We start from the raw sequence: 16,103 nt of genomic DNA, 5'->3' as shown, positions 1-16,103 counted from the left end.
ATTTCGTGTTGAGTTTCTAATTTAAATAATTAATCATTGTAATATCTTTCTAAGTCTTCTGACTAGATCAAATGATTATTAAAAAGTTTACAATGTGAAACCCCTAACCCGCAACTTACAACCCCTTAATCACCTTACTCAATATCTGTATATAAAGGTCAATACCCTCTTCAATTTCATTCAAATAGATGTACTCATCTGCAGTATGAGATCTTGCCGAATCGCCAGGGCCTAATTTTAAAGAAGGCACCGGAATTAAGGCCTGATCGGAAGTAGTAGGAGAACCATAGGTTTCTCTGCCTAATGCCAAACCCGATTGAACAATCGCGTGATTGATATCAATAGCTGAAGAACGCATACGCATAGATCGTGGTGTAACCTCACTGCTTACATTGGCCCGAATGGTTTCCAAGAGTTCCTCATGCGTATACTGCTCGGTAACGCGCACATCAATCGTAAACTCACACCTATCAGGAACTACATTGTGCTGAGAGCCTGCATGAATGATGGTCACACTCATCTTAATGGGCCCCATAAATGGAGACACTTTAGGGAATTGATAGGAACTCAGCCACTGAATATCTTTTAATGCTTTGTAAATAGCATTGTCGCCTTCTTCACGTGCCGCATGTCCCGATTTTCCGTAAGCAACACAATCGCATACCATTAAACCTTTTTCGGCAATAGCCAGGTGCATTTGAGTAGGCTCTCCAACAATGGCAAACTCTACAGGTCCAAGTTCGGGCACAATAAGTTCGATGCCATTAAAACCCGAAATTTCTTCTTCAGCCGAAGCGGCAAAAGCTACATTATATTTTAAGTTTTCCTGATCGTGATAATAAAGGAAGGTGGCCATAAGGGAAACTAAACATCCGCCAGCATCATTACTGCCCAAGCCAAATAGCTTGCCGTCTTCAACAATTGGAGAGAAAGGATCTTTGGTATAACCTTTATTAGGCTTTACTGTATCATGATGTGAGTTTAAAAGAACAGTGGGCTTTTTAGGGTCGTAATGCTTATTAAATGCCCAGATATTATGCATTTTGCGAAAAGTAAATACACCTCTTTCTTTTAAGAAAGATTCGATCAGATCGCCGGTAACATTTTCTTCCTTACTAAACGACTGAATAGAAATCAGCTTTTTCAGCAATTCTATAGCGTCGTGTTTAAGTTCATGGTTCATTATATAGTATACTTTATAGCACTCTTCTATTTAATATAAATCGAAGAATCTCTAAATTTCGAATCGATTCTTTAAGGTTAATGGTTCCCTTTTCAGGGATTGCAAAACTAAGAATCCTTCGAATACAATCCACCAGCTTTTATTGCAGAAGTTCGGATACCTTTAATAAGTGCTGAGCTAAAACCCTGATGCTCCATTTCATTTAATCCGGCAATGGTACAACCACGAGGAGAAGTAACTTTATCAATTTCTCGTTCTGGGTGAGCGTCTTCTTTAGCTAATAAGGCAGCAGCTCCTTTAGCTGTTTGCACCGCCATATTTAAAGCTTCTTCAGAATGAAACCCGATCTCAACACCTCCTTGCATGGCTGCACGGATAGAGCGCAAGAAAAAGGCGATACCGCATGCACATAAGGCGGTGGCAGAGGTCATTAGTTCTTCTTTAATTTCCTGCGTAATTCCAACGGTATTGAAAATTTCATTCACCAATTCTTTGCGCTCGGCACTAACGCCATCAAATGATATACAGGTCATCGATTCACCCACAGAAATAGCGGTGTTTGGCATTGCTCTTACTACGGCCGGAGCTTTTCCAAGATTGTCTTTTACATCCTGAATTGATACGCCTGTAACTAAAGAAATGATGAGCTGGTTTTCGTTGATCGAATCCTTGATCTCGGCTAATAAACCATTTAATTGCTGCGGAAGTACTCCCAAAACAACAATATCAGCAGATTTTGCAGCGGCATTATTATCATTGGTGATTTTATAACCTTGGATAGAATAGGGCTGTAAGGCGCCAAGGTTACGACGGGTAATGGTAATTTGTTCGGCGTTATAACTGCCTGATGTTACGAGTCCTTTGGCAAGAGCCAAGCCAATGTTTCCACCACCCAAAATGGCGATGTTGAGGTTTTGTGTTGACATGTATTAAGCTTTTGAAGTTTATAAAATAAACTTCATGTGGTTTAGCGTTGGTAGCGCTTTATAATCGATTACGAAATTTTTGTCCCCGAATTCCGATCGTTGTTGATCAAATCTTTTAATCCATCAGCGTGCATAATGTAAACCGAAGAAACGCCCTTGTCAATAGCGGCAAAAGCATTGTCAAGTTTAGGTATCATACCCGCCACAACAATTCCCTGCTCTTTCAGTTCAGCAAAGTACGTTTTGCTGATTGCAGGAATTACTTTATCTTCTCCATCCAACACACCATCTTTTTCAAAACAATAAATCAGGTTTACTTTAAAGTTTTTTGAAAGTGAAACTGCAACTGTTGATGCAATGGTATCGGCATTGGTGTTTAGCATGTTCCCCTGCTGATCATGAGTCAATGGCGCCAAAATAGGGGTGAGCTCAGCTTGCAATAAAGTAGAAAGAATTTTTCCATCCATTTTACCTTCTTCCACATCTCCCACAAAACCGTAATCAATTTCTTTAACTGGTCGTTTATGAGCCGGGATAATATTTGCGTCAGCTCCTGTTAATCCGATAGCATTACAACTCAACGCCTGTAACTTAGCAACAAGGTTTTTGTTAATTAAACCTGCATACACCATCGTTACGATCTTCAAGGTCTCATTATCAGTAATTCGGCGGCCATCCACCATCTTAGCTTCAATGCCTAAACCTTTGCTTATTTCGGTAGCTACTTTGCCACCACCATGAATTAATACCTTTAATCCCTTTAGTTCCGAGAAATCTTTTAAAAACGAAGCGAGCTTTTCTTCGTTATCAATAATGTTTCCGCCTACTTTTATAATGTTGACAGCTTGTTGCATGTACTTAAATATGATTGAATGACAGAATGATAGATTGAGAGAATAGAAAGGCTTTCTTCAATCGTTCTCTTCTTCAATCCTTCTTTCATTTTATTAAAGTTTGTTTCCTTCTATTAACTTTTTAAGGACGGTTTGTGCCGCATAAACGCGGTTGGCGGCTTCATGGATAACCAGGGAGTTTTTACCGTCTAGGATATCATTGCCGAGCTCCAGTCCACGGCGAACAGGTAAACAGTGCATCACTTTGGCATTATCGGTTAGCTTTAGTTTTTCATTGTCCATCATCCAGCCCTTGCCATCAGTTAAAATCTCGCCGTAATTACTGTAGCTTGACCAATTTTTCACATACACAAAATCTGCGTCTTTCAATGCCTCATTCTGATTGTGAGTAATTTTGGCACCTTTTGTAAATTCTTCAGCGAGTTCATAGCCTTCAGGATGAGTGATCACAAAATCAACCATATTTAACTCTTGGGCCTTAACCATCCATTCCGAAAACGAGTTTGAAACGGCCTGTGGTAACGGTTTTACATGCGGGGCCCAGGTTAAAACTACTTTAGGTTTTGACTTGGTGGCATGTTCTTTTATGGTGATTAGATCAGCAAAACTTTGCAGTGGATGACGGGTAGCGCTTTCGAGAGAAACCACCGGTACACCACAATATTTAATGAACTTATTCAGAATGTCTTCACTGTAATCTTCCTGTTTATCTTTAAGATTAGGGAAACAGCGAAGGCCCAAAATATCGCAATATTGACCTAATACTGCGGCGGCTTCCTTAATATGTTCAACCGTATACCCATCCATTATCACATCATCATTCATTTCCAAGCGCCAGCCTTCTTTATCCATATTGATAACCATAGTATTCATGCCCAGATTCATAGCCGCCTTTTGGGTACTCATGCGGGTACGTAAACTAGGGTTTAGAAATACCAGGCCCATGGTCTTCTGACCTCCGATATCGACAAAGCCAAGAGGGTCACTTTTAATTTTAAGCGCCTCGCTAACCCATTTATTCAGGTCATTAACATCGTTTACTGATGTGAAATGTTTCATTGGCAAAACTTGAGTTATGTTATTAATGCTCAGATGCTTTTCAGACTGTTAATATAATAATAGCTGCTAAACTTATTTAGCAACCGCAACCGAATTCAATACCTGCTCAAAAGCCTGCAAGAATTTCTCTGCTTCAGCTTTGGTGATATTTAAAGGAGGAAGCAAACGAATTGTATTTTGCTTACCCGAAACACCGGTAAGAATCTTAAAGTCGTTCATAAGTTTTTTGCGTACCTCAGCATAGTTATCCAGCTCCACCCCAATCATTAATCCATAACCACGAACATCTTTAATGCCTTCGAACTTTTTAAGTTCAGCCATTAAATAAGATCCAACTTCTGCAGCATTTTGCATCAGTTTTTCTTGTTTAATGATATCGCAAACTGCAATTGCTGCCGCGCAGGCTAGATGATTTCCTCCAAAAGTGGTTCCCAACATGCCGTGCTTAGCTTCAATGTGAGGAGCGATGATAATTCCTCCGATTGGAAAGCCATTGCCCATGCCTTTGGCCATTGAAATAATATCGGCTTTAACATTTGAATGCTGATGTGCAAAGAATTTACCTGAACGTCCGTAGCCTGATTGGATCTCATCCATGATCATTAACGCGCCGAACTTATCACACAACGAACGTACTTTTTGTAAGAATGAGTCAGTTGGCACCTGCACACCGCCAACACCTTGTAAGCCTTCAATAATAACTCCTGCAATTTCATTATTCATTACAGCTTCTAAAGCCGCTTCATCATTAAATGGAACAAAGATGATATTGCTCGTTTCGTTTATAGGAGCAATGATCGATTTATCATCCGTTGCAGCAACAACAGCCGAAGTGCGACCATGGAATGATTTGCTAAATGCTACAATTTTCTTTCTTCCGGTATGAAATGAAGCTAGCTTTAACGCATTTTCATTCGCTTCGGCACCTGAGTTACATAAAAACAGGCTGTAATCTTCATAGCCTCCTGTTAACTCACCCAATTTTTTAGCTAATTCTTTTTGAATAGGAATTTGAACTGAGTTAGAATAGAATCCGATTTTGTTTAGCTGCTCATTGATCAGCTTTACATAATGCGGGTGGGTGTGGCCAATGGAAATCACGGCATGACCGCCATATAAGTCTAAATATTTATTTCCGTTTTCATCCCAAACGTAAGAGCCTTCAGCTTTTACCAATTCAAATGGGAATAATGGATATACATCGAATAAATTCATAGTTCTAAGTTTTGAGTAATTAGTTTTGAAGTAATTCTATGATTGTTAAAAGCATGGAATTTTATTCATTTCCTCTTACTTTGTTGATTAATGCAATCATCATTGCTCTAATTTCATCTATTTCTGAATCTAACTTATTGTAGCTCTCTTTTGATATGTATTCTAGGTCTTTTGAAAGAAGTAATAAGTATGAAACTTCGTTTACGGAGCCTAAAGATGTTTGAAGATAGTTCGCCAAATCATTTTTTGTATACTTTCCGCATCCTTCGGCCACATTGCTTTGAATTGAAAAAACAGCACGTCTAATCTGACTAGTAACACCGAACTGTTCAGATTTTGGAAAATCCGTCGAGATTTTATAAATCTCAAGAGTGAACAGATGTGAACGTTGCCAAACGAGTAGTTTTCTATAATCCTGCATTTACTTATTACTAAATACTTATCACTTAAAACTACCCTAAAATCCTACCGGTTTTAGTCTCAATCCGGCGTTTTCATCTAAGCCAAACATTAAATTCATGTTTTGAACCGCTTGTCCCGAAGCTCCTTTTAACAGGTTATCGATAATGCTCAGTACCATTAGCTTACTGCCATGTTTTTCTACATGAACTAAGCATTTGTTGGTGTTCACTACCTGCTTGAGGTCAATATTGTTACCTGAAACATGCGTAAACGGATGTGAAGCATAGAAATCTGTATAAAGCTTCTCTGCCTCTTCTTGTGTACCCTCAAATTCTGTATAAGCGGAAACCATGATTCCTCTGGCAAAGTCACCTCTGTAAGGTATAAAATTAATTTCCTTGGAAAAACCGTTCTGCAATTGCTTTACACTTTGAGTGATCTCTTTTAGATGCTGATGACCGAAAGCTTTGTAAACAGAAAGATTATTGTTTCGCCAAGAGAAATGTGAAGTAGTACTTAATGATTGGCCCGCCCCAGTTGAACCGGTTGTGGCCGAAATATGAACTTCTTCGTTTAACAAACCTTTGGCAGCCAATGGCAATAATGCTAACTGAATACAGGTGGCAAAACAACCTGGGTTAGCAATGTTTTGAGCTGATTTAATGTCCTCCCGCTGAAGTTCAGGCAATCCGTAGGTAAAAGTTCTGTCGCCTTGTTCTGCATTTAAAATATGGCCATCCGCCTTATTTAAACGGAAATCCTGGCTTAAGTCAATGATTTTAATTCGTGCATCAAAGTGATTTGCTGAAAGGAATTTCTTAGCATCGCCATGACCCACACATAAAAACAAAACGTCGATATTCTGGGATGTTTCTGCCGCAAATTTCAGATCGGTATCACCCAGTAGATCGGTGTGGACATCTGAAACTAAATTGCCGGCATTACTATTACTATGTACAAAGGCAATTTCAACATTTGGATGGTTAATCAGGATGCGTAATAATTCGCCGCCTGTATAACCAGCTCCGCCGATGATGCCTGCACGTATGGTAGTTTGTTGCATTAGTACTATGGTTGAATGAAAGAAGGATTGAATGACAGAATATTCACTCATTCTATCATTCAGTCATTCTATCACTTAGCGTTTATAAATTGTTCACTTTATGATATATACTCACCTGGTTACCGAATATCTTGGTAAAGCCTTTAACATCTTCGCCACTCCAGGTATTGTTCATCTCGCCGTAGCTGCCAAATTTGGCGCTCATCAAATCATGATCTGATTCAATACCCGTAACCAAAAACTGGTAAGGGCGAAGACTTACAAATACTTTTCCGGTAACAAACTGTTGAGTGCTCTGTAAAAATGATTCAATGTCTCGCATTGTTGGATCAAGTAGCTGACCCTCATGCAACCAGTTTCCGTAGAACATGGCTAGCTGGTCTTTCCAGTACAACTGCCATTTGGTAAGCACATGCTTTTCTAAAGTGTGGTGTGCCTTAATAATAATCAAAGGAGCAGGTGCTTCAAAGCCTACACGGCCTTTAATACCTATAATGGTATCACCAATATGAATATCACGGCCAATTCCGAAAGGAGCAGCAATTGCAGTTAAGGCTAAAATTGCGTCAGCCGATTTTTCATATTTTTTATCATTGATGCCTTTAAGTTCACCTGCTTCAAAATGCAAAGTAATATCTTCTGGCTCTGATTTAGTTACCTGCGTTGGCCATGCACTTTCCGGTAAGAAACCGTTAGAGGTAAGGGTTTCTGCACCGCCAACAGATGTTCCCCAAATGCCTTTGTTAATAGAGTATTTAGCTTTTTCCGCACTGTAAACAACATCATATCTTGCTAAGAATTCGATCTCTGCCTCACGCGAAAGTTTATTGTCGCGGATAGGAGTGATGATCTCAACTTCAGGAGTTAGAATTTGGAAAACCATATCAAAACGTACCTGGTCATTGCCCGCTCCGGTAGAACCATGGGCAATTGCTTCAGCTCCAATTTCCTTAGCATATTTTGCAATAGCCATAGCCTGTGCAATGCGTTCCGCGCTTACAGAAAGGGGATAAGTGTTATTTTTTAAGATATTTCCGAAGATGAGATACTTAATGCAGCTTTCGTAATAGTTGTCTATTTCGTTAATGCATCGGTAGGTTTTTGCGCCAAGGGAAAGTGCGCGTTCTTCAATCTGAACAAGTTCTTCTTTGCTAAAACCGCCTGTGTCAACAGTTACGGCATGTACCTCCATGTTTTTTACCTTCGACAGGTATACGGCGCAGTAAGAGGTGTCCAATCCGCCGCTAAAAGCCAATACTACTTTTTTCATTTGGGGGGTTAAGAAATAATAAAAACAGCCACTAATGATCCGGAAGACTTTTTCCGTGTGATTGCTTTGGTTTTATAAAATCAGTTAATATCATGTTACGCGTTTTTAGCTGCGTTGCAATTAGTATTTGTTTAAAAAGAAAGCATTAAACAGTTTGAACGAACCAAGTTTGCGTTCAATACGTTCAAACAATTTCGATTTATGAGTAACCTTTTCCAGGTGCTCCTCTTTTTTTACTTCTTCTTCTTCTTTTGGAGGCTCTTTTTCAGCCGGATCGTAAAGCATTGCCGTACAAAGGCAGTTTTTGCGGCCTTTGCTCATTAAAATATCATGATTTACACAGCTCTGACAGCCTTTCCAAAACTCTTCATCGGTGGTGAGTTCTGAATAAGTTACAGGCTCATAACCTAATTCGGAGTTGATCTTCATCACTGCCAAACCGGTAGTTAGTCCGAAAATTTTAGAATCGGGGTATTGCTGACGAGAAAGTTCGAAGATTTTGTATTTGATAGCCTTCGCAAGGCCTACTTTTCTAAACTCAGGATTGACAATTAAGCCTGAATTGGCAACGAATTTTCCATGGCTCCAGGTTTCGATATAACAGAAACCAGCCCAGGTTCCGTCTTTGTGCAAAGCAATTACGGCTTTGCCTTCTTGCATTTTATTCGCAACGTAATCGGGTGAGCGTCTGGCAATACCGGTTCCTCTGGCTTTGGCCGATTCAGCCATTTCCTCCACTATTTGCTCAGCATATGAAATATGTTGCTCGCTGGCAACAATTATGTCAAAATCAGAAAGTTGCACTTCTTCTAAAATGAAATGATTACAAAAATACCAACTAAATCAACAGTGCTGGTTTAAAATTCAGCTTTTAATGTTTAGTTAACGTTAAATGTTCAGGAAAACTTTATGTGAGGCTTGACCATCGCGTAGACAGTCGGTGATAAAATGGACGCATCAGCGTCGCGGGAAATAAGCAACCGGGGTTGGGTGAACAAAAACTACACTCATTAGCGTAGAAAAAACCACTTCTTTCGAAGCGTTTATCATATCGGTTACGTATGATAAAAAGTGTTTTTTCATCTGTTTTGGATTCTTTATTGTTTTAACTAATTGCTCAATCAGTATGAATGAAGACTATTAGTTATATAATTAATAAACAGTTAATTAATTTATTATGATTTTTTACAAATATTCACATTTTAATTTAAAAATCGCAAATAAAAAAAATATTAATTGCCAAACTGTTAATGCACAATAGATTCATTGGAGTATTTGGGCTTTCATCAGGCTTTGAGTATATTTATAAGTAATTGAAAATGATTTTATTACAATAGATTTATTTCTATGAAAACGTTCTTTTTTGATACCCACAACGACAGCCAATTCAATCGAAACTCATGGATGATTTTGATTCTATGCATGGCTATTTCCGCAGTAATTCTTTTCACCGGCGTTTTTAGTGATTATCGTTGGACCATTTTATTGGCCTATTGTATTCTGTTACCAGGCCTGATTGTTCGCGAATGGTATAACCTGGGGCACAATGGTTTCGCATTTGCACTTACCGTATTGTTTTTAGTGGTAGCTACTTTATATGTGTTATTTCTTTGGACGGGCTTTCTTCATCATTAGATAAAATAACTATACCGGTTTGAAAGAGATCTGCTTTAATTAAAGTGGATCTCTTTTATTATAATCATCACATCTTTATTATTGCAACTGTTATACTCAATAAAGAATGATGAACCGTTTAGAAGACCTGTACCTGGAAGCAGAAGCTTCAATAAGAAATAGTGCTTACCTTGAAGCAAAGCAAATGTATGAGCAAATGTTAACGGAAGAACCCACCTCTGCTCATGTTCATAATTCGTTGGGATGGATTTATAAGACCCAATTGGAAGATTTTGAGAAAGCCGAAAATCATTATCGTGCGGCAATAAAATATGAACCTTCCTATCCGCATCCATACATTAATTTAGCCGCATTATTAACTGATGCCGAAAGATGGATTGAGGCTGAATTAATTTTAGATGCATCATTATCAGTGGCAAAGGTTGATAAATGCGCGGTTCATATCAGGTATGGATACTTGTTTGAACTACGCCAGGATTTTGATCTCGCTATTGAACATTTTAAAAAAGCATTGAAATTTGCACTCACCGATGAGCGATTGGAGGCTCTTAAAAAAGATATTGCCAGGTGTGAATTTAAAACTACACTTTAGTATTAACTGCCAAATGTATCTTTCGCTCAGTTGGTTTTTGCAACAAAAATATTTCAGAAAATTTGCCGAAAAACATCAACCTTTGTAATACATACAACCATGTATAGCAATGGATAGATTACAACGTTTTTTTTGGTTTTGTTCAGGCGTTAATAAAGAAGTTCTCTTAAAACATACAACTGAGCATAATAAGTATTTCAGTATTGGTGCAACTGTGTTTTTTACAGCCGTTTTTGCAGCCTTGTCTGGAGGTTATGCATTATGGTTTGTTTTTTCGGGCAGTAATTTGGCTGTTGTTTTTGCGTTGGTATTCGGACTGCTGTGGGGCCTGGCAATTTTCAACCTCGACCGATACATAGTTTCCAGTATCAGCAAACACGGATCCTGGTTCAAACAATTGCTGCAGGCATTGCCGCGTTTGATTTTGGCTATTCTTGTGGCGGTGGTAATAGCCCGGCCATTGGAATTAAAAATATTTGATAAAGAGATCCGCTCGAAACTAAAGGAAAATTATTTATCGGACCACAAAGCCAAAATAGATACCATTAATCTAAGCTTTGCAAAAAAGTATACCATCGAACTGAATAAACGGACTTCGTTACAAAAAGAGGCCGACAGTTTGGATAAAGAGGTAAAACAATTACGCTATGTGTTGAATCAGGAGATATTTGGTGACCGAACCAACCAAACTTCTGGTAAAATGGGCTATGGTCCGTATGCTAAAATGAAAGAAGGCGTAATTATTGAGAAGGAAAAACGTTTAGCATTTTTAAGGGCCGAAGGTTTAACGTTAGACAGTTTAATTGCCAGTCGGAAAGAGCTGGATGGCTTAAACCGTCAGGTAATTTTGGATGAAAGGTCATTGGATAGTATGGCCAATGTTGCTGGATTTGCTGACCGAAACCGGGGTTTGGCACAAATTTCGGTATTAAGAAATGGGAAAGATGATGGATCAACGCCAACCGCGGTCTTATTTATCAGTTTGCTATTTGTTGCATTTGAATGTTTGCCTGTAATCGTTAAATTGCTAACAGCAAAAGGACCTTATGACGAAGAGATATTTGCGATTGAATCTGTAAAAATGCATGAGCTTTTAAAGGAAGGCGAGAAGAAGATCGAGGTTCGTAACGCAATGCAGGAAAGAGCGGTTGAATTGGAATTGAATAAGCAACTTAAGCTAAATGAAGAACGCACAGAAGCGGAAACAATTACTGAACTGGCAGAAATTGAAGATTGGAAAAAACAAAAGCTAACACCTAATAAGGAATTATATACAGATCAGACTTAAAAAATAGATGAAGCGTATTATTCTCGTACTTATCGCCGTTTTTATAGCCAACTTAACATATGCCCAAAAGGTTGACACTGCCTATAAAAAGATTACCAATACTATTAATATTAAAGAGGATGAACTAAAACAGATCATCTCAACACTGGCGGCCGATTCTATGCTGGGACGCGGATTGTTTAATCACGGGGCCGAAAAGGCTGCGAACTACATCGAACATCAGTATAAACAAATTGGGCTTGAACCCATGAAAATGCAGGGCGTTGAAGGTTACCGTCAAGGATTTCCTTCTGTTCGGGTTAAATCATTAGCTGGAGTTGTTAAAGTTGGCGATTCGGTGGTTGATAATAAGAACATTATTTATATCTCCGACAAAAAAGAGCTTAGCTGGAAGAACACAGATAAAGACACAGTAAGGGTTGAGTATGTAGGCCCGAATGATGATATTCTAAAGCGGCTGAAGGATATTGAATCAACAAAAAAAGACGCAATTGTATTAATTGATAATCAATTAAAGCCATTCTTTAGTATTTATAAATCGAGGTTTAAACGTGATCGTTTTGAAAGCGACACTACTTCTTTATCGAAAAACGCGTATGTATTTATTCTTACCGACAAAAAGAAACTTCCAATGTATGATATCTCCATTAAAGCAGAGGTGAATCATGTGCCGATGAGCAATCTAATTGGAACTATCCCCGGAAAAAGTAAAAAAGATCAGTATGTGATTTTCTCGGCCCATTATGATAACCTTGGAGTAATTAATGCCAATAAAGGCGATTCGATTGCGAACGGAGCCGATGAAAATGCTTCGGGAGTAACTGCAGTATTGGCACTTGCCAAGTATTTTAAAGAAAAGGGTGATAACGAAAGAACCTTGGTATTTGTGAACTATGGCGCCGAAACGGTGAGTTCTACCAGCTCAAAATATTTCGCTAAGCATTTTGAAGCGGAAAATACTGTTGCCGTAGTTAATATTGACGCAATCGGAAAGGAATCAAAGTTTGGCCTTAGATCGGCATTTATAACCGGTTATGATAAGAGTGATTTAGGTAAGCATTTTTCAGATGCTGCAGAAAAGATAAAATTCAAATTCAAAGCTGATCCGTACAAAGAAAAAGGGCTTTTTTATCAGGCTGCCAACACTCCATTGGGGATGATGGGTGTTCCATCGCATACGTTTTCTACGGTTCAAATCGACATTGATCGTTACTTTAACTCTGTTAGAGATGATATGAACACGATTGAGGTGGAGAACATGCTCGACATTGTTAAAGCCATAGCCTACGTTTCTGACGATCTTATAAAAGGACGGTTTACACCAACGCGGATTACTAATTACAAAGATGATCCAAGTAGTCCAAAGAATATAAAAAGAGCACAAAGCAACCGGTAACTATAACCCGTAAGGTATTTTAAAGGTCTGATGCACTCACTGCATCAGACCTTTTTGTTTGCATTAAAAGTTGACAAGGCAACCATGTTCAGTTTACATCCGTAACGATTAAAAACTAATTAAAGTTTAGTTCTATCGTTTCAAAAATATGATGTATGAAAAAGCTGATTACGTTTTATAAAAGCGAAGTATGGTTGCTAGCTTTTATTATCATTCACTGTGCTGTATTAGTGGCTTGCAGTAAAAGCGATGACCAGTCAAATGGGGATAAACAGGTGCAGTTTACAGCAACATTTACCAAATCTAATGGGTCGGTAGTTTCCGCCGCCACAGGTACAGTTTCGGGAACCTATAATCCTTCTACTTACGAATTAACCTATACCATTAATTGGAATAATTTAACCAGTACTGTTGCAGACATGCATTTTCACGATAATGGACCAATAATCATCCATATCGAAGGATTTCCTACTGCAATAACGGGAACATTTTCAGGTAAGGCCATCTTTACTGCAACTCAGGGCGCTGATTTGATGGCAGGCAAAGTGTATGTTCAAATTCATACTGCCAATTTCCCGGGAGGAGAGATTATTGCCGCTCTTAACAAGTCTGCTTCTTCACCTCCGCCATCTGGCTATTAATGAAAGTGAGATGTTAAAAGGAATTATCATGACACTTGTTGCAACAACAGTTTTAATGAGTTGCACCCGTATGGCACCGGAAACAGAACCGGAAGATAATGGACCTTCTGATTGCAGCCCGGTGTTTCCTGATAAACAGGTTACTTACAATGGGTATGTGAAGCACATTATTGCTGCCCATTGTACCCAGAGTTGCCATCGAGGAGGAAACACGCTTGGCACTGGTAATTTTACCAGCTATGAAGGATTGAAGCCTTTTGCAAATGATAATTTCTATATCAGAGTGGTGCAAGACAATGCCGACATGCCTCAAGGTATGGCTCCTCTTCCCAAATCAACCCGAGACTCTCTGAATGTTTGGTTAAAAAACTGTATTCCGGAGAATTAAAACGAATAGAAACATGAAAATTGCTTTGTTCATAGTAGGTTTAATTGTTTTCATAGGAGCAGAAACTACATGTGCTCAAACCCAGTTGGTAAGCAGAAATGCCATAATGAGCTTCTTTTCTTCTGCTCCTATTGAAGATATTAAGGCCGAATCAAAAACAGGATATTCGATTTTGGATGTGCAGGCCAACACGATTTACTTTAAGGTTGACATGCGTACGTTTAAGTTCAGAAAGGGATTGATGCAGGAACATTTTAATGAAAATTATATGGAAACTGATAAATATCCATATGCCGAATTCAAAGGAAAAATTAAAGAGCCGGTTGATTTCTCGAAAGACGGAACTTATGATATTACCGTTACTGGAGATCTCCTATTGCATAATGTAAAACAAAATTATTCTACGAAAGCTGTACTCACCATTAAAAATGGCAATATTTCCGGCTCTTCTAATTTTCCGGTTAAACTGGAAGATCATAACATTAAGATCCCAACTTTATTGATTAAAAATATTGCGGAGGTGGTGCAGGTTACGGTAAATGTAACATATGAAAACAGTTTGGCCAGAAAAATGTGATCGCCCTATGAAAGCAGTATCTTTATTTCTGTTTAGTTGCTTGCTAACAGTTATGGCAATGGCACAACAACCCGATTCGGTTAAGGCAATTGACACACTTGGTGGCGAAGAGCATATTCCGGTTATAGCAACCTTTAAATCGGGCCTGATTATTAATGGCCAATCTAACGAAACACTTCACAAATCAGATCTTTTAGTTGATATCGCTCACCGCTTTGGAGATATAGGCGGAGCGAATGGAGGTGTTCATAATTTCTACGGATTAGACAATTCAACCGATATCCTGATTTCGCTCAAATACGGAATTACGGATAGGCTAATGATAGGTGCAGGCAGAGCCAAAGGAGCTCCTAATGGAGTAAATACTTTTCAAAAGGAGCTCTATTATTTAAGCTTGAAATACCGTCTGTTCCAACAAACAACCGATGATCATATTCCACTTTCAGTTACATTGTTTGGCAATACAGTGATTTGTGGTATGGAGCCCCTTGATCTGGCCACTTCTGATGCAGATTTCCAAAACTTTGGAGAGCGAATGAGTTATACCATCCAGGCTGTGTTGGCTCGGAAATTCAGTCGAACATTTTCACTTGCCCTGATGCCAACATACGTAAGGAGAAATTATGTATCTTTTCAGGATATGAATGACTTGTTTGCACTGGGCGCAGGAGCGAGGCTGAAGTTCTCGCCGCGCATGGCAATAGTAGCTGATTATTTTCATTCGTTTAGAACCGAGGCCAGTAAAGACTATTATGAAACTGTTCAGGATTTTAAGTTTTATAATGCCTTAGGCGTAGGATTGGAAATTGAAACGGGGGGGCATGTATTCAATATAAGCTTTACCAATTCAACAGCGATACTTGATAATCAGTTTATTCCAAGTACGAGTTCAGCATGGTCCAAAGGACAGTTCAGGTGGGGCTTTAATATTTCAAGAACTTTTACTTTGTCAAAAAAATAAAAGAAGTAACTAACTAAAATAAAAGGGATTTGAGAAACTTATAGAGATAGAGAATTTGCATGACTGATGAACAATTAAGCCTTTTAATAGAAGGTTGTATGCGAAACGACAGACAAAGTCAGAAAATGCTTTACCAGGCATTTTATGGCTTTGCTATGGGTATTTGTTTACGTTATGCAACTAACCGTTACGAAGCCGCAGAGGTGGTTAATGAAGGATTTTTTAAGCTTTTCACTAACATTGGAAGATATGATTCCTCGCGGTCTTTTAAAAGCTGGCTGAGTTCTATTATGCATAATGCCTCTATTGATTTTTACAGGGCCAACATTAAAAGAAATCTTACGGACGACCTTGAGTCGGCGCCTGAGATTGAAGTGAATGCCACAATTGAGCAAAAGCTGGCTTATGATGATCTGCTAGCCATTGTTCAAAAACTTCCGCCAGCCTATAGGGCAGTTTTTAACCTTTATGCAATCGACGGTTATTCACATGAGGAGATCGCTCAAATGCTGCATATTTCATCCGGAACTTCCAAGTCGAACTTGTTCAAAGCCCGGGCAAAATTGCAAAAAATGATAATTGACAAGCAAAACGGAACGGAGGTTAGGGAAAAGTTAATTGTGAACATTAATCAATCAGGAGGATAGAAAGGG

General features: G+C 38.8%; 19 protein-coding genes. 9 read left to right on the top strand and 10 right to left on the bottom strand.

Annotation, left to right across the window (positions count from 1 at the left end; all coding sequences use genetic code 11):
• Positions 1-115: 115 nt before the first annotated feature.
• The 10 genes from C3K47_RS07750 to C3K47_RS19795 form a co-directional block, all read right to left on the bottom strand.
• Entirely contained in the window at positions 116-1,183 is a 1,068-nt protein-coding gene (locus C3K47_RS07750) for a M20 family metallo-hydrolase (protein WP_103788558.1), read from the bottom strand.
• Between the two features lie 107 nt (positions 1,184-1,290).
• Positions 1,291-2,109: a pyrroline-5-carboxylate reductase gene (gene proC, locus C3K47_RS07745; protein WP_103788557.1), complete on the bottom strand. Its 819-nt coding sequence runs from the start codon at positions 2,107-2,109 to the stop codon at positions 1,291-1,293.
• 68 nt (positions 2,110-2,177) lie between these two features.
• Entirely contained in the window at positions 2,178-2,963 is a 786-nt protein-coding gene (argB, locus tag C3K47_RS07740) for an acetylglutamate kinase (protein WP_103788556.1), read from the bottom strand.
• A gap of 93 nt (positions 2,964-3,056) precedes the next feature.
• Complete coding sequence (locus C3K47_RS07735; protein WP_103788555.1) at positions 3,057-4,022, bottom strand: Rossmann-fold NAD(P)-binding domain-containing protein; 966 nt, start codon at positions 4,020-4,022, stop codon at positions 3,057-3,059.
• A gap of 72 nt (positions 4,023-4,094) precedes the next feature.
• The gene (locus C3K47_RS07730) at positions 4,095-5,237 is read right to left on the bottom strand and encodes an aspartate aminotransferase family protein (protein ID WP_103788554.1); all 1,143 of its coding nucleotides are present in this window, start codon (positions 5,235-5,237) and stop codon (positions 4,095-4,097) included.
• Positions 5,238-5,298: 61 nt separating this feature from the next.
• A complete protein-coding gene (locus C3K47_RS07725; protein ID WP_103788553.1) occupies positions 5,299-5,658 on the bottom strand; it encodes a four helix bundle protein in 360 nt (119 codons plus the stop codon).
• Between the two features lie 36 nt (positions 5,659-5,694).
• Positions 5,695-6,702 (bottom strand): N-acetyl-gamma-glutamyl-phosphate reductase, encoded by a 1,008-nt coding sequence (argC, locus tag C3K47_RS07720; RefSeq protein WP_243392511.1) that lies wholly within the window; start codon positions 6,700-6,702, stop codon positions 5,695-5,697.
• 82 nt (positions 6,703-6,784) lie between these two features.
• The gene (locus C3K47_RS07715) at positions 6,785-7,972 is read right to left on the bottom strand and encodes an argininosuccinate synthase (RefSeq protein ID WP_103788551.1); all 1,188 of its coding nucleotides are present in this window, start codon (positions 7,970-7,972) and stop codon (positions 6,785-6,787) included.
• A gap of 120 nt (positions 7,973-8,092) precedes the next feature.
• The gene (locus tag C3K47_RS07710; protein ID WP_103788550.1) at positions 8,093-8,776 is read right to left on the bottom strand and encodes a GNAT family N-acetyltransferase; all 684 of its coding nucleotides are present in this window, start codon (positions 8,774-8,776) and stop codon (positions 8,093-8,095) included.
• A gap of 153 nt (positions 8,777-8,929) precedes the next feature.
• Complete coding sequence (locus tag C3K47_RS19795; protein ID WP_256471391.1) at positions 8,930-9,055, bottom strand: hypothetical protein; 126 nt, start codon at positions 9,053-9,055, stop codon at positions 8,930-8,932.
• 264 nt (positions 9,056-9,319) lie between these two features.
• On the opposite strand from C3K47_RS19795, the gene C3K47_RS07705 reads away from it, so the two are divergent.
• From C3K47_RS07705 to C3K47_RS07665, 9 genes are all read left to right on the top strand, one after another.
• Entirely contained in the window at positions 9,320-9,607 is a 288-nt protein-coding gene (locus tag C3K47_RS07705) for a hypothetical protein (RefSeq protein ID WP_133159349.1), read from the top strand.
• A 106-nt stretch (positions 9,608-9,713) separates the two neighbouring features.
• Positions 9,714-10,199, top strand: a complete 486-nt coding sequence (locus C3K47_RS07700; protein ID WP_103788548.1) for a tetratricopeptide repeat protein — start codon at positions 9,714-9,716, stop codon at positions 10,197-10,199.
• Positions 10,200-10,308: 109 nt separating this feature from the next.
• The gene (locus C3K47_RS07695; RefSeq protein WP_103788547.1) at positions 10,309-11,487 is read left to right on the top strand and encodes a DUF4407 domain-containing protein; all 1,179 of its coding nucleotides are present in this window, start codon (positions 10,309-10,311) and stop codon (positions 11,485-11,487) included.
• 7 nt (positions 11,488-11,494) lie between these two features.
• The gene (locus tag C3K47_RS07690; RefSeq protein WP_103788546.1) at positions 11,495-12,883 is read left to right on the top strand and encodes a M28 family metallopeptidase; all 1,389 of its coding nucleotides are present in this window, start codon (positions 11,495-11,497) and stop codon (positions 12,881-12,883) included.
• A gap of 155 nt (positions 12,884-13,038) precedes the next feature.
• A complete protein-coding gene (locus C3K47_RS07685; protein WP_103788545.1) occupies positions 13,039-13,524 on the top strand; it encodes a CHRD domain-containing protein in 486 nt (161 codons plus the stop codon).
• A 10-nt stretch (positions 13,525-13,534) separates the two neighbouring features.
• Entirely contained in the window at positions 13,535-13,912 is a 378-nt protein-coding gene (locus C3K47_RS07680; protein ID WP_103788544.1) for a hypothetical protein, read from the top strand.
• Positions 13,913-13,925: 13 nt separating this feature from the next.
• Positions 13,926-14,489, top strand: a complete 564-nt coding sequence (locus C3K47_RS07675; RefSeq protein ID WP_103788543.1) for a YceI family protein — start codon at positions 13,926-13,928, stop codon at positions 14,487-14,489.
• 7 nt (positions 14,490-14,496) lie between these two features.
• Positions 14,497-15,450 (top strand): DUF5777 family beta-barrel protein, encoded by a 954-nt coding sequence (locus tag C3K47_RS07670; RefSeq protein ID WP_103788812.1) that lies wholly within the window; start codon positions 14,497-14,499, stop codon positions 15,448-15,450.
• Positions 15,451-15,509: 59 nt separating this feature from the next.
• The gene (locus C3K47_RS07665) at positions 15,510-16,097 is read left to right on the top strand and encodes an RNA polymerase sigma factor (RefSeq protein WP_103788542.1); all 588 of its coding nucleotides are present in this window, start codon (positions 15,510-15,512) and stop codon (positions 16,095-16,097) included.
• Positions 16,098-16,103: the final 6 nt, after the last annotated feature.

This window comes from Solitalea longa (assembly GCF_002920915.1).
Classification (GTDB): Bacteria; Bacteroidota; Bacteroidia; order Sphingobacteriales; family Sphingobacteriaceae; genus Solitalea; species Solitalea longa.
The sequence above is the reverse complement of the archived record's forward strand: the minus strand, read 5'-3'. Positions and strand labels throughout refer to the sequence as shown.

What these genes read in the sequence shown, in the direction of transcription:
- C3K47_RS07750 (WP_103788558.1), bottom strand. Translation starts at nt 1,183, where the DNA reads ATGAACCATGAACTTAAACACGACGCTATAGAATTGCTGAAAAAGCTG.
- proC (WP_103788557.1), bottom strand. Translation starts at nt 2,109, where the DNA reads ATGTCAACACAAAACCTCAACATCGCCATTTTGGGTGGTGGAAACATT.
- argB (WP_103788556.1), bottom strand. Translation starts at nt 2,963, where the DNA reads ATGCAACAAGCTGTCAACATTATAAAAGTAGGCGGAAACATTATTGAT.
- C3K47_RS07735 (WP_103788555.1), bottom strand. Translation starts at nt 4,022, where the DNA reads ATGAAACATTTCACATCAGTAAACGATGTTAATGACCTGAATAAATGG.
- C3K47_RS07730 (WP_103788554.1), bottom strand. Translation starts at nt 5,237, where the DNA reads ATGAATTTATTCGATGTATATCCATTATTCCCATTTGAATTGGTAAAA.
- C3K47_RS07725 (WP_103788553.1), bottom strand. Translation starts at nt 5,658, where the DNA reads ATGCAGGATTATAGAAAACTACTCGTTTGGCAACGTTCACATCTGTTC.
- argC (WP_243392511.1), bottom strand. Translation starts at nt 6,702, where the DNA reads ATGCAACAAACTACCATACGTGCAGGCATCATCGGCGGAGCTGGTTAT.
- C3K47_RS07715 (WP_103788551.1), bottom strand. Translation starts at nt 7,972, where the DNA reads ATGAAAAAAGTAGTATTGGCTTTTAGCGGCGGATTGGACACCTCTTAC.
- C3K47_RS19795 (WP_256471391.1), bottom strand. Translation starts at nt 9,055, where the DNA reads ATGAAAAAACACTTTTTATCATACGTAACCGATATGATAAACGCTTCG.
- C3K47_RS07705 (WP_133159349.1), top strand. Translation starts at nt 9,320, where the DNA reads ATGAAAACGTTCTTTTTTGATACCCACAACGACAGCCAATTCAATCGA.
- C3K47_RS07700 (WP_103788548.1), top strand. Translation starts at nt 9,714, where the DNA reads ATGATGAACCGTTTAGAAGACCTGTACCTGGAAGCAGAAGCTTCAATA.
- C3K47_RS07695 (WP_103788547.1), top strand. Translation starts at nt 10,309, where the DNA reads ATGGATAGATTACAACGTTTTTTTTGGTTTTGTTCAGGCGTTAATAAA.
- C3K47_RS07690 (WP_103788546.1), top strand. Translation starts at nt 11,495, where the DNA reads ATGAAGCGTATTATTCTCGTACTTATCGCCGTTTTTATAGCCAACTTA.
- C3K47_RS07685 (WP_103788545.1), top strand. Translation starts at nt 13,039, where the DNA reads ATGAAAAAGCTGATTACGTTTTATAAAAGCGAAGTATGGTTGCTAGCT.
- C3K47_RS07680 (WP_103788544.1), top strand. Translation starts at nt 13,535, where the DNA reads ATGTTAAAAGGAATTATCATGACACTTGTTGCAACAACAGTTTTAATG.
- C3K47_RS07675 (WP_103788543.1), top strand. Translation starts at nt 13,926, where the DNA reads ATGAAAATTGCTTTGTTCATAGTAGGTTTAATTGTTTTCATAGGAGCA.
- C3K47_RS07670 (WP_103788812.1), top strand. Translation starts at nt 14,497, where the DNA reads ATGAAAGCAGTATCTTTATTTCTGTTTAGTTGCTTGCTAACAGTTATG.
- C3K47_RS07665 (WP_103788542.1), top strand. Translation starts at nt 15,510, where the DNA reads ATGACTGATGAACAATTAAGCCTTTTAATAGAAGGTTGTATGCGAAAC.